Origin of the sequence: uncultured Collinsella sp., from assembly GCF_959026545.1 — a bacterium.
Classification (GTDB): domain Bacteria; phylum Actinomycetota; class Coriobacteriia; order Coriobacteriales; family Coriobacteriaceae; genus Collinsella.
On record NZ_CAUFLV010000007.1, the window covers coordinates 62659 to 78690 of the forward strand.

The window sequence follows — 16032 nt, forward strand, 5'->3', positions numbered from 1 at the left end:
TTGGAGACCGTTCGCGAGGGGTCATCTTGAGCAATCACGGCTTTGGCCTGCTAAACATCATCAGTTCAATAATCAACGAGGAGCGCGACGGCAACGATGTCGCCATTGCGCGCTACCTTATTTCCAACCTCCGCAATTCCGAGGCCATCAACGTGAGCGCCATAACAGAGCGCGCGCACGTGACGAGATCGGCTGTTCGCCGTTTCTGCAACCGCCTTGGGTACCAGAGCCTGAGCGAACTCAAGAACTCTTTTTCTCAACTGGTCTTCCCCTCGGACTTCAGGCACCGCGACCCTAATCTCAGCTTTAACGAATATCGTGCTGAGCTCGATATTCGCATGATGGAGATGTATGCGGAAGTGGAGAGCAGAATATCCGATGCCCTTCTCGACGAACTCGCATACGAGATAGCCCAACATCGCAATGTCGAGCTGCTCTGCACCAACAATGTGAGCGGAAATCTCATGCGCTTCCAACAAGAGATGTTCTTTGCAGGAAAGATCGTGCGCCTCAACACTCAAGACAACGGTAAGCCGCCGATGCGCGTCGAGACCTACCACGATTCCCTGGTCATCGTGGTTTCGGTCTCGGGCATGTTCGCACGCGAACTTGACGAACGCATGTGGGGACGAACGGCGAAGAAGGTGCTCATCACGGCGTTTTCCAGCAAAGACACCGCTTCGCGTTTTGATAAGGCGTACTACCTGAGCGGGCGAGGAGACGGCATCGATGAGCTAGGGGTTTACTCGAAGTACGCCATCACGTACCTGTTTGACCTTCTTTCTTCCCGCTACATCACGAAATATAAAACGCCGGGAAACCCCCTCTTCGGTCCAACGGTTTCTTGGCCGGAAATGATCGAGTGAGCTAAACCTTTATACCGCCCAGCGCTCCAGATATTTATCGAAATGAAGAGGCTACGAGTGCAGCTCAAACTCGCGCTCGTAGCCTCTTCTTTTCATAGGCACCTAATCGTCGTCGCCGCTCGGACCGAGCTGAGCCAGAATCCCCAAGGCCGCCTGCACGGGGCCCATGCCGCCGGCGGCCACATCGGCGTTGATGCCGCGACCGACGCCGCTGCCGCTGCCCGCCCCCGCCTTGTAGGGGACCGTGAACTTTCGCGTCTTGGGAAAGGCGATCGCGCCGAGCTTCGTGCGCAGATCGAACGCCACGCCCTTGGGCACGTCAACGCCCTGGTAGGTGAGCTTCCCCGCGATGAGCGCAACGCTCTCGAGACCAAGCCTGTCGGCGCGGATGCGGATGCGCGTGCGGTCGAACAGGTTCTGCGCCGCCTCGGGCAGGGCACCGAACGTCTCCTCGCACTCCTCCTGGAGCTCGTCGACCTGCTCGAGCATGTCCGCAGCCGCGAGCTTGCGGTACACCAGAACGCGACGGTCGACCGCCGGGACGTATTCCTCGGACAGGAAGAAGTCCGCAGGCAGGTTGATGCCCACGGTCGCCTGCTCGACGTCGCCGGCGCCCTCGCCGCGTGCCTCCGCGACCGCCTGCCCCAGCATCTGCGTAAACAGATCGAAGCCCACGCTCGACAGGTTGCCGTGCTGCTCGGCGCCGACCAGCGAGCCGGCGCCTCGGATCTCGAGGTCGCGCATGGCGATGCGCATGCCGCTTCCCAAGTCCTGGAATTCGGAGAGCGCGGTCAGGCGCGCCGTTGCCTCCTCCGTCAACGGCAGCTCGCCGGGGAACATGAAGTACGCGTACGCCTGCGTGGCGGAGCGCCCCACACGGCCCTTGAGCTGGTAGAGCTGCGCCAGGCCCAACCGCTGCGAGTCCTCGATGATCAGCGTGTTGGCGCTCGCGTTGTCGATGCCGCTCTCCACGATGGTGGTGGCGATGAGCACGTCGATCTTCTTGGTGGCGAACTGCACCATCACGTCCTCGACCTCGCGCGGGCTCATCTTGCCGTGCGCCACGCCGATGCGCGCCTCGGGCGCGGCCTCCAGCACGCGCTCAACGGCGTCGTCGATGGTCTTCACGCGGTTGGACACGTAGTAGACCTGGCCGCCGCGGCCGATCTCCAAACGAATGGCCGCGCTCACCACATCGGGGTCGTACTCGCCCACGTGCACCGCCACGGGGCGACGGCCGGTGGGCGGCGTGGTGATGAGGCTCATATCGCGCACGCCGCTCATGGCCATCTGCATCGTGCGCGGGATGGGCGTCGCGGAGAGCGTGAGCACGTCGATCTGCTCGCGCATGTTCTTGAGCTGCTCCTTGTGCTGCACGCCGAAACGCTGCTCCTCGTCGATGATCACCAGGCCGAGCTCATGCGGGTTGACGTCGGCGGAGAGCAGGCGGTGGGTGCCGATGAGCACGTCGACGCGCCCCTCGGCGAAGGCCGCGAGCGCGCGGCGCTGCTGCGCGGGGGTACGGAAGCGCGATAGGACCTCGACCTCCACGCCGAACGACGCGAAGCGCTCGAAGAACGTCTCGTAATGCTGCTGCGCCAAGATGGTCGTGGGGCACAGCACCATGACCTGGCGGCCGCCGTCCACGCACTTGAACGCCGCGCGCAGGGCAACCTCGGTCTTGCCGAAGCCCACGTCGCCGCAGAGCAGGCGGTCCATGGGCTTGGTCGATTCCATGTCCGCCTTGATGTCGGCGATGGCGTCGAGCTGGTCGCGCGTCTCGTCGTAGGGGAAGCTCTCCTCCATCTCGACCTGGGTCGCGCTGTCGGGTCCGAAGGCGAAGCCCGTGATCGAGCTGCGACGCGTGTACAGGTCGACGAGGTCGAAGGCGAGCTTCTTGGCGCTCTTGCGCGCCTTGGTGGTGGCGCGGCTCCAGTCGGCCGTATTGAGGCGCGTGAGGCGAGGGTTGTCGCCGTCGGGGCCGACGTAGCGCGTGATGCGGTCGACCTGCTCGAGCGGGACGTAGAGCTTGTCGCCCCCCGCGTATTCCAGCAGGAAGTAGTCGCGCTCCTTGCCGGCGACCTCCTGGCGGACGATCTCGGAGAACAGGGCAACGCCGTGCGTGCTGTGAACCACGTAGTCACCCGGCTTGAAGGGGAAGGTGACCTCGGTGATGTCCACGCGCCGGTGCGCGCGCCCGCGGTGGCCGTCCATGCGCGCGTTGAGGTCGGCGAGGCTGAAGACGGCGAGATGCGCCGCGGGGACCACGACTCCGGACGGGATGGGGGCGTCGACGAAGGTCATCCTGCCGCGCGTCAACGTGGGGACGACGCGCTCCCCGCCCTCATCGATGCCGCGCGCATTGAGCGCATCCACGTCGCGCTTGAGGAGCTCGACGCGAACGCGCGCCCCGCCCACGGCGCCGGCGTTCTCGGGCGCCGCCTGGAGGGACTCCTCGAACGGGATGTTCTCATCGGTGAAGGAGAGCTCCATCGACTCGCGCGCGCCGCGGTCGGGAATCGCGAACACGCAGGCGAAGCGGTTGTTGACAACCTCCTGGATCCGGCTCATGAAGCGGTTGTCCGAACCCGCGAGGGCCGGCTGCTCGATCTTGAGCTCCGCCGTCACCGATCCGCCCGCACGGATGAGGCTTACGTAGTTGAGGCGCTGCTGACGCCCAAAGTCAAGCTCTTGAGGCCGCACGTAGAGCCCGTCGAGGCGCGCGATCTTCGCGTCGGCCGCGCGATGCTCGAGGTCCTCGTACGCGCGCGAGCAGCCATCGAACAGCGAGCGCGGTTCGGACAAGATGACCAGTGCATCGGGATGCACGTGCGCGAGAGGGCTCACGGTCTCGCCGTAAAGCAGGGGCAAAAAGCGCTCGAGCTCGGGCGTGACAACGCGCGCCTCGACCAGCTCGAGCAGGGCTGCCAGCTCGGTGTCGTCCTGGGCGGGCAGGTACAGCGCGGCGGAGATCCGCCTCACCGCCTCATCGGTGAGGGCAAGCTCGCGCACGGGGCTGATCTCGACCGAATCCTCGTCGCCGATCGTCTGACCGGTCGATGCCACCATCAGGCGGATGCGGTCGATCTCGTCGCCGAAGAACTCGATGCGCACCGGCGCGGTCGCTTGGGCCGCCCAGATGTCAACGGTATCGCCCAGCACACGGAACAGGCCCGGGGCATCCGCCGCGTCCGCACGGGTGTAGCCCATCGAGACGAGTTGCCCGGGAACCTCCTCAAAGGCAACTTCCTCTCCCACGGAATACGTGCGGGACGCCCAGTACCGGCTCTCGAGCGGCGGGACGCATCGCAGGAGCGAGCGGGCGGATGCGACCATGATGCAGGCGTCGCCGCGCGCGATCCTCGCGAGCGCGGCGCAACGGGCGGCGACCACGGCGTCATCGGGCTCGGCGTTCTTCCACGGATAATCCTTGCGTTCGGGGAAGCGCACAACACGATCCGCACCCACATACGCCGCAATGGAGCGCGCAGCGCGGTCGGCCGCGTCCTCACCCGAGACGATGTACACCGTGGGGCGAGGCCGGCGGGCGAACTGGGCCGCCACCGCGAGGGTGCGGCCCGACTGGGAGATCGCGAGCGTGGCGTCCTCTCCCGCCATGAGCGCCGCGTCGATGTCCTGAAGCGCCTCGGCGGTATAGAGCTGCGCGGCGATACGGTGAATGAGCATGGGGGCACCTTTCCGACGCCAAACACCCGCCCAAACGCGAGCTTGGGCGGGAGTTCGACGCATTCGTATGTTCAAATCATCCTACCGCAAGATGCCCACCGGTCGAAAAACGATTTGCTGCAGTCCGAGCTGCCCATCTCGCGCTCATCGATATTGCTGAAAGCCTCTTCCTGCGGTTGTGCCTTTAAGAAGCTCGTCCACCTGAGAATTCGCGCTTGCGCTGCAACATATCGAGTACTACCCCACCTTGGCACTCGGACAGATGTCAGCCAGAGGGCACTCCCCACACAAAGGCTTGCGGGCATCGCAGATCTCGCGACCCAGCATGATCCATTGGTGGTTCACGTCGTTCCAGTACTCGCGGGGGAGGATCTTCAAGAGGTCCTGCTCCGTCTTGAGCGGTTCCTTCTCGTGTGTTTTGGGCGAGAGCTTGAGGCGGTGCGCGATGCGGTTCACGTGCGTGTCGACCGCGATGCCGTCCACGATGCCGTACCCTACGTTGAGCACGATGTTGGCCGTCTTGCGCCCCACACCCGGGAGCTTCACAAGCTCCTTCATCTCATTCGGGACCACGCCGCCGTAATCCGCCACGATCATCTGGGCGCATTCGATGCAGTGCTTCGCCTTGGTCTTGTAGAAGCCGAGGGACTTGATGACCTCCGAGAGCTCCTCGTACGTCGCACCCGCCATCGCCTCGGGCGTGGGCCAGCGGCGGAACAGCTCCGGCGTGACTTTGTTCACCTGGGCATCCGTCGTCTGCGCCGACAGCAAGACAGCGATGACCAGCCTGAACGGGGTCTCATGGTCCAAAAAGCACTCGACCGGCCCGTATCGCTCGTTCAAACGACGGCACGTCTCGATCGCGCGTTCGCGCTTTGCCGCATTCGTCTCACGTGGCATCCGCCTTGGCTCCTCTCTTTTAAAGACGCTGGCACCTAGAGATGCTGCGGTCGTTTGAAATGGAACGCGAACACGAGCAACACCGCTCCCGCCACGATGAGCGGCAAACTCAGGAGCTGGCCCATGGTGAGCCAGCCGCCAAACAGGTACCCAAGCTGCGCATCGGGCAGTCGTACGAATTCGATTAAAAACCGCACGATACCGTAGCCGAGTACGAACGTCCCCATAATGGAGCCCTGCGGCGGCGTCTTTTTTCGACGGCTCAGCAGGTAGAGCACGGCAAACAGCACAATGCCCTCGAGACACGCCTCGTAGAGCTGACTCGGATGGCGCGGAATGTCGCCGGCAGCCCCGCCGAACACCACGCCCCAGGGAAGATCGGTGGGCTTGCCCCACAGTTCGCCGTTCACGAAGTTGGCGCACCGCCCCAAGCACAGCGCCAAGGGCACCCCCACGAACGCCGCATCGGCGATGGTCAGCGGCGACAGCCGCAATACGCGACAGGCAATGAGGCCGCCTATGATGCCGCCCACAAGCCCGCCGTGAAAACTCATCCCATTGATGCCATGCCCGTTCGACCCAAAGATGATCTCGAGCGGGTGCTCAAAGTAATACCCATTGCTGTAGAACAGCACGTAGAACAGCCTGCCGCCAATCAACAGGCCAAAGACCACCGAGACCACAAGCGTCATGGCGTCGTCGATGGTAATGGCCATATCCCAGCGCTTGAGCGTACGGTACATCACCACGCCCGCCAGCAGCGCACCCACCATATAGGCAAGGCCATACCAATACACGGTGAAGGGTCCCGCAGAAAATGCGACGGGGTCGAGGCTGTGATAGAGCTCGTTGAGCATGAATGGCCACTCCTATGAGATACGCGCCGAGACGCATGCCCGGCGCGCGAACGGAAAAGAAAGGGTCCCGACGGGCGGCGCCTTCGGGACCCTTGTGCAAACCCTAGAACGGAGCGTACTCGTCGTACAGGTCGTTGGCCGCATCCGCACCGCCACCCACCTGCTCAACGCGAGTCACACCGGGCACGTGCTCCTTGAGGATGCGCTCGATGCCCATCGACAGGGTGAGCGAGCTCATGGGGCAACCCGCGCAGGCGCCCTGCAGCTCGAGCTGCACCACGCCGTCCTCAGTTACGCCCACATATGCCATGTCACCGCCATCGGCCTGCAAGTTGGGTCGAATCTGCTCGAGCACTTCAAGCAGCAGCTGTTCGTTCACCGCCATGTGCAGTCCCTTCTCCAAACGCAGCTGCGCACTCCGCCGCCGCGCGTCATTCGTTGATAATGGGCATCGCGCCCGCATGTGGAGACACTATACCACGCTCCCCCATGTGCCGCTCCGCACTCAGCCGTAGAGGGCCAGCCTACGCAGATTCGCAGATGCGTCGATGTGCGCCAAACCAGCTCGCCGCGAACGCCGTCGGCGTCCCCCGTTGCCGTTCCCCGTTCTGCCATCGCCCTCTATGCAAAAGCGGGCGCGCCCCCAGTTGGAGCGTACCCGCCATTGTGGCACTACAGTATCGCATCGCCACGAGGGCCATACCGGGGGGCAGGCGCTAGAACCCTCCGCGGCCACCCATGTACTGCTCGAGATACCGGAGGAACTCCTCCTCGGTCATGCCGCCGCTCGAACCGTTGCCGTCGGAAGCGTCCTGCTGCTCGGCCTGCAATGCCTCGTCAGATCCGAGTTCAACCTCGATCTCCTTCTCGTCCTTACCATGCATCACGGTGAGAGTGACCTTGTCTCCCACCTCGTGCTCACGCAAGGCGATAATCAGGCCGTCGGCGGAAGAGATGGGCTCGCCGTCCACCGCCGTCACGATGTCGCCTGCTTCGATCCCCGCAGTTGCGGCAGGACCATCAGCAGTGACCTCGGCAACATAGGCGCCGCTATCGACTGCAAGGTTGTTCTGACGCGCGTTATAGGCGTTCACACTCATAAGCGAGGCGCCCAGGTACGGATGAACAGGCGTTTCGCCGGCGATGATCTGATCCGCGATATTGATGGCGTAATTCACCGGAATGGCAAAACCCACGCCCGAGCTCGAACCCGAGTACGACTCAATCACGGAATTGATGCCGATGAGCTTGCCCTCGTCGTTCACGAGAGCGCCACCGGAGTTACCGGGGTTGATGGCGGCGTCGGTCTGGATCATGTTCGCGTAAATGGAGGTGCCGCTCGTACTCTGAAGTGCGGTGGAACGGTACAAAGCGGAGACGATACCCGTCGAGACGGACTGCTCGTTGCCAAAGGGGCTACCGATTGCCATAACCCACTCACCCACGGTGAGATCATCGGAGTCGGCGAGGTCAATGGGCGTGAGATCGGCGTCCTCGGCGTCCTGGAGGCGGATCACGGCGAGGTCGCTCGACTCATCCGTGCCCACGACCTCGGCCTCATAGCTGTCGCCGCTGTCCGTGCGCACCACCAACGCGGAAGCACCCTCAATTACGTGGTAGTTCGTGAGAATGTTGCCATCGGTGTCGAGGATGACGCCGCTACCGATGCCGCCGGAGTCCTCGGTCTCGCCCTGAGCGGTGATCGACACCACAGATGGCAGAGCCTTGGCGGCAACGGCCTCCGAAAGCGTGGTGTCCTCGGGATCGATCTCGATGGTCTGCGTGGCACCACTGACAGCAGACTCCACATTGGTGCCCGTAATGCGGAATGCGCCGGACATCACGAGCGCGATCACGAGCACGGATCCTACGGCAAGACCGAGCAGGGATGCAAGGAAGATCGGAAGCTTGCGGCTCTTGGTCTTCACCACGGTACGCGTTTCGGTATGCATCGCGGGCATGACGGTGGTCTCCACCGTTGGCTCGGAGTTCGAAGCGAAATGCGGCTCATCCCCCGCAAGGCCGTCCGGGCGCTGCGGGGTCTTGTCGTCAATCATGGAGGTTCCTTTCAACGCTTTCAATCTCAACCGTTGTACCCCAAATACGAGGTTCAACCCCCCGAGAGTCGCGGACTTTAATCAAGTTGTAAGTACCATTAAGTCTTTCGAAAGGCACTCAGGCACTATACGCAACCCACAGCGCGAAAAGGCAACGCGCATGAAAAGGGGCGCGCGCCCTTCGGCACGCGCCCCGGCGCACACGTTATTCCTTAAACAGGTAGCCCACACCACGAACCGTGGAGATGTGACCGGCGATCTGCGGACCCACCTTGCTGCGGATTCGACGGATATGGACATCGACCGTACGCGTTCCTCCGCAATACTCGAAGCCCCACACGCGATGCAGCAGCACTTCGCGGCTGTACGCACGGTTGGGATGCGTTGCCAGAAAGCTGAGCAACGAGTATTCCATAAGCGTGAGGTCAACCGGCTCGCCGTCGAGCGATACCTGGTAGGTGGCAAGGTTGATCATGAGGTTGTCCACGGTGAGGACTTCGTCGACCGCGACGGTCTCGCCATCGCCCAAAAGCTGGCGGGCGCGCGCTTCAAGCTCGGCGTCACTTGCACCCGAGCAAATGAAATCGGAGCGGACATGAGAGGGAAGATGCAGGTCGGAGAGGTTCTCCTCATCCATCATGAGAAGCATGGGCACACCGCCGCGCTGCTCGAGCCACTTTGCCATGGCATCGACGCGATCGGAACGCACCCCATCGCCATCGAGAATAAGGAGGTCGAAATCATGCGCCACGGCAGGCGAATCTGGGGTCGCAATATGCACCTCGACACCTAAGGACGAGGCGAGTGTTCGGACGAAATCATGAAGTCGCGTGGTACGCGCCATGAATAGCACAGACTTTTCGGACATATTCACACCTCCGACGGCATCATCATAACAAATAGGCAGGTCGAGCACGTACATGGCGGTGATATTCGGGCAAGGATCACCGACCGAGGCCCCACTCCCTATGAATTGGCGAGATAGTGATCGAGCTCCCACTCGGTCACTGTGGCGTTGAAGCGATTCCACTCGTCGCGCTTCTTCTTGAGGAAGAATGCATGGATGTGCTCGCCGAGGGCGTCTTTCATGAAATCGGAGCTTTCAAAGACGTCGAGCGCCTCGTCGAGGTTTCTCGGCAGCGGCTCGATGCCGCGGGCGCGCAGCTCGCTCTCGGGCAGACGCAACAGATCGGAGGTCGCCTCCTCGGGCAGTTCGAGTCCGCGCTTGATGCCGTCGAGTCCGGCTGCCAGCGTGACGGTGTTCACCAAGTACGGATTGGCCATCGGATCGGGGCTGCGAAGCTCAATGCGGGCCGCAACCTGCTTGCCCGGCTTGTAGATGGGCACGCGGATCATAGCGGAGCGGTTGCGCATGCCCCACGTTGCATACCGCGGGCCGTTACCCACGCCGGCGGAGAGGCGCTTGTAGGAATTCACCGTGGGGTTGGTGATGGCGCTGATTTCGGAGGCATGCGCCAAGATGCCGGCCATGTAGCTCTTGGCAATGGGCGACAGGTGGTTCTTGGCGTCGTCACCCCAGAAGACGTTGTTGCCTTCACGGTCGAACAGGGACTGGTGAAGCAACATTGCCGAAGACGAGCCCTTGGCGATGGGCTTGGGCATGAAAGAGGCGTGGATGCCCGACTCGTAGGCGCAGGTGCGAATGACGTGCTTGGCCGTCATGATGGCATCGGACATGGTGAGCGCCTCGGCGTGACGCATGGAAATGCCGTGCTGCGAGCGACCGGAGCTATGGAAGGTGTACTCCACCGGGATGCTCATCTTCTCGAGCATGAGCACGGTGGAACGGCGCAGGTCGCGCGCGGAATCCGACGGCGTGAGGTCAAAGTAGCCAACCTTGTCCATGGGCTCGGGTGTGCGCTCGTCGGGGAAATAGTAGAACTCGAGCTCGGCGCCCACATTCATGATGTAGCCGAGCTTCTCCGCACGATAGAACATGCGGCGCAGGCACTCGCGCGAATCGCCAGCGAACAGCTGGCGGTCGGGCGTGCAGACATCGCAGAAGATGCGCGCGGCGCCGTCGTGCTTGGGGCGCCAGGGCAGGATCTGGAACGTGGAGGCATCCGGGAAGGCCAGCATGTCCGCCTCGTCGGGAGAGGTGAAGCCCTCAATGGCGGAACCGTCGAAACCAATGCCCTCTTCAAACGCGACCTCGAGGTCCTCAGGGCTGATAGCGAAGCTCTTGAGCCTGCCGAGCACGTCGGTGAACCACAGGCGGATGAAGCGGATGTCGCGCTCCTCGACGGTGCGCAGGACGAAATCGATGTTCTGCTGCTGGTCCATATACGAGCCCTTTCACATGCGATGATGCCAGATTGTCTCCATGTTCTCATAGTTATGTTTCGTCCGAGTTTCCGGCACTCCCCCGCAGAAAAGCACCTTGGAAATGAGGGCATGGGCAGAAGGTGCAATGCCGCGAATCGGGCGTTTTTGTAACGAAGATCGAGACGCCCCGAGTAGACGGTCGGTTTGGGCATCAAAGCCCCAGTTGGCGATAGCCCAAAACACCTGTCTACTCGACCCCTCTGGAAACTCGTTACAAAAACGCCCGATTCGCGGCAATCAACGGCTGAGACCGCGCCGCCGTGCGCTCGCCGCAGGCTCCTACATGAGCTTGGTCTCCTCGAGCTTCTCGATGATCCACTGGTTCGCGCGAATCACGGGACGGCGGAATACCAGACCGAGCGCGAGCGACGGAAGCAGGTAGCACGCCAAGATACCGAGTTCACGCCAATACTCCATCCCATAGGCTCCGGCCATGGCGGCGTGCATCGCGTTGATGGCATGCGTGAACGGTAGGAACGGATAGACACCTTGGAAAAAGTCGGCCGTCATCTCGATGGGGAATGTGCCGCCCGAGCCGGCCACCTGCATGACCAACAGCACAACGGCGATCGCCTTACCAATATCGCCAAAGCTCACCGTAAGGGTGTAGATGATGTTGCTGAACACGAACCCGGCAACCCAGCCCACGAGGAGGAACTGCAGCGGATGGGCACACTGGATCCCAAAGAACATCAGGTCGCCGGCACACACGAGCGTCGCCTGCGCAAAGGCGAGCAACGCGAAGAACGCGTAGCGTCCCAGATAGAGCTCGTGCAGGTGAATCGGCGCGAGTGCTTGGATATCGCGCTCATCCACGTTCGCCTTGAGCATTGCGGCAAGCACGATGCCCGCGACCCAGATGGACAGCGTAGTGTAGAACGGCGCCATGGCGCTGCCGTAGTTCTCGATGTGGTACACGGCCTGGCGGTCGAGGGCCACCGGGGCGGCGAGGGCCTCGGCAAGCGATGTCGGGTCCGATCCAATGAGGTCCCGTACCTTCTGCAGGTCGCCCGACGCCACGGCGGCATCGATACCGTCCTTGAGCTCCTGCAGGCCGTCGGCGGAGGTACTCAGGTCGGTTGCGGCGCTGGCAAGCACGCCTTGCGCATCGGAAAGGTCGCTCGAAAGGTCCTTGGATGCCGTCGAGAGATCGGAGGCGGTCGTGCTCAGACTGCTCGCCATGTCCTCGCTGCTCTTGGCGACGCTCCCCACCGCATCGGCGAGCGACGCGATCTCCTGCTCGAGCGTCTCCTTGTAGGAATCCTTGATCGATGAGATGTCGTTTTTGGCAGAAGCGAGGTTTTCCTTGACGGCTTCTGCCTGCTCGCGAGCATCGGTGGCACCCGCCTCGAGGGAATCGGCGGCATCCGAGAGGTGCTGCGCGAGCAGTTCCTGCTGGTTAGCGACGTTGCCCACCGTGTTGGCCACGATGTCGATTTGCTGAATGAGCTCGGCCTTTGCCGCATCTGATATCGGCAGACTGTCGACCTTGTCCTCAAGGGCGGCGATCTTCTTCTGCACGGCACGGGCATCTGCCGCCTGTCCCGCTATCTTCGACGAGGCGCTACGCAGCTGCGTACAGGTAGTCGACACGTGTTCATCCACGGTGGCGAACGCGTTCCCTATGGCCGTGGCGGCGGCTTCGTAGTCACCCGCGCTGTCGGCCAGCGCCCCGTTGATGGCGTCAACCGCGCCATCGAGAGCGGCATCCATGTTGGCAAGGCCCGTCTTGGCATCGCTCACCAGTGCCTCGGCGCTCGAACTGGCCTCGCCCGTCTGAGACAACAGGTCGCCCGCAGAATCCAAAAGGCCTGTGGAGGAGCCCAGGACCCCCGTGAACTCGGTCGCCGTCTTGGACGCATCGCGCAACGTCTCGATGCCCGCCGTAAGAGTGCTGCCCAGGTTCGCCGCGTAGTTGGCGATTTGATCGCCGTCCAGGTAATCGAGCAGGCTCGACGTGGTGGCCAGTCCCACCTCGCTGATAGTCTCGGCGAACGTCTCGTCGATCTGCTTGCGCACCGTGCTCGCGGCCTTGTCGGTCACGCGGGGCGCGATGGCGTTGGCCTTTTGGTTCTCGTAGTACACGATCTCGGCGTGCTCGGCATCGCTCGAAAAGACCGTCATCATGCGGGAGCTGAAATCCTCGGGAATTACGACGGCAGCGTAGTACTCACCCGAACGCACGCCCTCGACCGCCTCGTCCTCCTTGACGAAGACCCAGTCGATGTTGTCGTTCTCACGTAGCGACGAGACGACCGTGTCGCCGATGTTCACGCGCACGGGGATAAGATCGCTCAGGTAGCCCTCGTCCGAGTTCGCCACCGCGACTTTGAGATTGCCCGTGTTTCCGTAAGGATCCCAGCTGCCCGCAATGTTAAACCAGGCGTAAAGGGTAGGCACAATCACGAGACCCACTGCGACGATGCATGCGACCACGCTGCCGCGCACCCTCGAGAGATCCTGCTTGAGCAGGGCAATGATCTTCTTCATCTACTCCTCGCCTCCCTTCGGGGCGTCTCCGTTGGTGATGTGTGCAGGAGTTCTGCCGGTGAGGCCGCGATCCGGGCTCGCCCCTGCGGCGCGCGCCGGCACCCCGCGCGCGATGCTGCGGCCCAGCTCCTCGCGCAGCTCGTCATCGGGCAGCGAGGTCATACGCGCCTGTGAATTCAGGCTTTCGCGCAGGTACTCGATAAAGATCATGTAGGCATCCGCCACGATGATGGCAACGATCCACAGCACGAGCATCACGAGTTTGCCGTCGATGTCGAGGTCAAGCGTTGCCGTGAGCACGAACAGCAGCACGGGCAGACCAAGCACCAGGCAGAAGCCCGCTTTGATAAGCCGCGGGTACCGGTGCTCGAAGCGCGCGCCGCGCTCGAGGATCTCGCGACGATACGCCTCCGTGTCAAACAGCGCCCGCACGGCGTTGCGCACGGAGAACCGCTCGCGCGGCATGTCGTCGCGCTCGCAGATCATCACGCCCGTGCCGGAGAGCTGGCGGTCGAACAGCAGGTTGAGGTTGAGGAGCTTAGGCCTCAGCCATACGCCCACCACGAGCGCCACGGCCAAAAACACCGCAAGGATGCCCAGGTTGAACAGGTAGTTCATGCCGTACATGCCGCCGATGGTCTCGCGCATCGTGTTAATGCCGTAGGTGAAGGGCAACAGCGGGTGCAGAGCCTGGAAGAAGTCGGGCATCATCTCGATGGGGTACATGCCTGAGGAACCCGGGATCTGCACAATGACGAGGATGACGCCGATGGCTTTGCCGATATGCTTGAACGCGATCGACAGCGCGTAAATGATGTTCACGTAGACGAACGAGGTGAACACGCCCGCAATCACGAACAACACGGGATGGCTGCACTGGATCCCTAGCACCAAGTCGCCCACGCACACGATGATCGACTGCACGAAGCCGAGCAGGACCATGAGCATCCAGCGGCCAAAATACCCTTGGTTGGCCGTGATTTGGCCCACACCCTCGGTGTCAACCTCAAGCTTGAAGATGGCGATGAGCACAAAGCCACCCACCCACAGAGCCAGGTTCGTGTAGAACGGCGTGACGCCCGAACCGTAGTTCTCGACCGGATACACGGCCTTAGTGGTGAGGGTCACCGGGGCGGACATGAAATCCGCGATGTTAGCGGGGTCCATATCGAGCAGGTTCGCGAGCTCGCGTGTTGCCTCGGAGCTGCGCAGCGCGACGATGTCGGTCTTGACCGTCTCAAGCGTAGCCTGCAGGTCGGCCAGCGTTTCATCGCTGCTCGCCAACGCGCTCTTGGTCTGGTCGAGCATGGCGTTCAGCTGGTCAAGTAGGCCCATGGACTGCGCGATGGTGGGGGTGAGGCTCGTCACGACGCCCGACAGGTCGCCCGAGACGTTCGAGAACGCATCGAGGCCCGCGCTCAGTTGGGGAATGACGCTGGAGTTGAGGGTCTGCTGGGTCTTGCCCAGGTTCTCGACGCTGCCCTGCACGGCGGTGTTGATAGCGTCCGTCGCGGTGGTCGCGGCATCGACGTCTTGGCCGAGTGCATCGCTCTGCGTCTGCAGCGCGTCTTTGGCAGACTGCAGACCGGCATTTTGGTTCTCAAGGTCGTGGATGAAGGCCTCGATATCGCCGTTTGAGCCCAAAGCCGAGTTGTTGAGGTTGCGCAGGGCCTCGAGGGCGCGCGAATTGGAATCGATCACGGCTTGGAAGTTGGAGAGCGATATGTCGATCTTGGTCTTAGCAGCCGAGACGGCGCCCGCCATTGAACCAACGGCGGCGTCCGCCTTCGACGAAGCCGTGCCCAGCTGGGTCGCTCCGTTGGCGAGGGCGGTCGACAGCGCGGTGTGGAACTCGCCCGCGGCCGAACGTGTTGTGCCCAGGAGCTGGTGTCCCTTGTCGAGCGCATCGACAAGCGCAGGCGTCTCGGCGTTCATGCCGGCCAGCGAGCTCTTGGCACTCGTTGCGGCAACCTTGGCGTCGTCGATGGTAGTCGCCATGCCGCCAAGGCCCTCGCGCACACGCTTCAGGGCGTCGACGGAATCGGAGACATTCGCGAGCACGCCCTGCTCCGCGCGCTCCCCCGCCGCGTCCACGTCGACCCCGAGCTTTTGCGCCTGCTCGACAAGCGTGCTGCTGACCGTTGCGACAAAGGTCTCGTTCAGCTGCTCCTCGATGGTCTCGGCACCCGTATCGGTCACCTTGGGGGCAATGGCGTTCTTCTTCTCATTCACGTAGTACGTGAGCTCGGGCTGCTCAAAGTCGCCCGTGAGCATGCTCGTGAGCTTTTCGCTGAAGTCCTTAGGAATGACGATCGCGGCGTAGTACTCACCGCTGTACACGCTCTCTTTCGCGCTTTCCGCATCGGTGAAGACCCAGCCCAGGTCGTCGTTTTCCTTGAGCTGCTCGACCGTCTGCTCACCGGCGTTGAGCGACCCCGTCAACTCACTTTCAACGCCCTCGTCCTCGTTGGCGACGGCGATTTTCACACCGGAGGTGTTACTGTACGGATCCCAGTTCGCCTCGATGTTGTACCAAGCATACAATGACGGAATGATGCACACACCAATGGTGATGACCATCGCCACAGGATTGTGCAGTAACCGCTTGAGGTCTCGTTTAAAGATCTGGAAGGCCTTCTTCACGCTCGAACCACCCTTTGACCTTACTATTGCCTTTGTTGGAGCAGAACTATACTACGGTCGTGAGAAAAACAACACGTGTACTGGTAACTATCAATACTTTCTGCAGAATACTCGCAATAGGGCGACACACCTGTGCACATGAAAGGGCGAAAAGAGCCTCTTCTCCAGCGTGCGGAACGTGCAAAT

General features: G+C 62.3%; 10 protein-coding genes. 1 reads left to right on the plus strand and 9 read right to left on the minus strand.

Annotated features, from left to right (window positions below):
• The first annotated feature begins 26 nt into the window (after nucleotides 1–26).
• Nucleotides 27–866 carry a MurR/RpiR family transcriptional regulator gene (locus Q5Q88_RS04975; protein WP_302742104.1) on the plus strand — a complete coding sequence of 280 codons (840 nt, stop codon included), beginning with the start codon at nucleotides 27–29 and terminating at the stop codon, nucleotides 864–866.
• 102 nt (nucleotides 867–968) lie between these two features.
• Here Q5Q88_RS04975 and mfd read toward each other — a convergent pair whose 3' ends face one another.
• The 9 genes from mfd to Q5Q88_RS05020 form a co-directional block, all read right to left on the minus strand.
• Entirely contained in the window at nucleotides 969–4553 is a 3585-nt protein-coding gene (gene mfd / locus Q5Q88_RS04980) for a transcription-repair coupling factor (RefSeq protein WP_302742105.1), read from the minus strand.
• Between the two features lie 237 nt (nucleotides 4554–4790).
• Nucleotides 4791–5453 (minus strand): endonuclease III, encoded by a 663-nt coding sequence (gene nth, locus Q5Q88_RS04985; RefSeq protein WP_118653432.1) that lies wholly within the window; start codon nucleotides 5451–5453, stop codon nucleotides 4791–4793.
• A 35-nt stretch (nucleotides 5454–5488) separates the two neighbouring features.
• A complete protein-coding gene (gene lgt, locus Q5Q88_RS04990; RefSeq protein ID WP_118653431.1) occupies nucleotides 5489–6310 on the minus strand; it encodes a prolipoprotein diacylglyceryl transferase in 822 nt (273 codons plus the stop codon).
• Between the two features lie 103 nt (nucleotides 6311–6413).
• Entirely contained in the window at nucleotides 6414–6695 is a 282-nt protein-coding gene (locus tag Q5Q88_RS04995) for a NifU family protein (protein WP_118653430.1), read from the minus strand.
• A gap of 331 nt (nucleotides 6696–7026) precedes the next feature.
• Complete coding sequence (locus Q5Q88_RS05000) at nucleotides 7027–8367, minus strand: S1C family serine protease (protein WP_302742106.1); 1341 nt, start codon at nucleotides 8365–8367, stop codon at nucleotides 7027–7029.
• 205 nt (nucleotides 8368–8572) lie between these two features.
• Complete coding sequence (locus Q5Q88_RS05005) at nucleotides 8573–9235, minus strand: response regulator transcription factor (protein WP_302742107.1); 663 nt, start codon at nucleotides 9233–9235, stop codon at nucleotides 8573–8575.
• Between the two features lie 98 nt (nucleotides 9236–9333).
• Nucleotides 9334–10671, minus strand: coding sequence for a glutamine synthetase family protein (locus Q5Q88_RS05010; protein ID WP_294122977.1), 1338 nt, complete (start codon nucleotides 10669–10671; stop codon nucleotides 9334–9336).
• A 321-nt stretch (nucleotides 10672–10992) separates the two neighbouring features.
• Nucleotides 10993–13203 carry a YhgE/Pip domain-containing protein gene (locus tag Q5Q88_RS05015; RefSeq protein WP_302742108.1) on the minus strand — a complete coding sequence of 737 codons (2211 nt, stop codon included), beginning with the start codon at nucleotides 13201–13203 and terminating at the stop codon, nucleotides 10993–10995.
• Complete coding sequence (locus Q5Q88_RS05020; RefSeq protein ID WP_302742109.1) at nucleotides 13204–15846, minus strand: YhgE/Pip domain-containing protein; 2643 nt, start codon at nucleotides 15844–15846, stop codon at nucleotides 13204–13206.
• Between the last annotated feature and the right edge of the window lie 186 nt (nucleotides 15847–16032).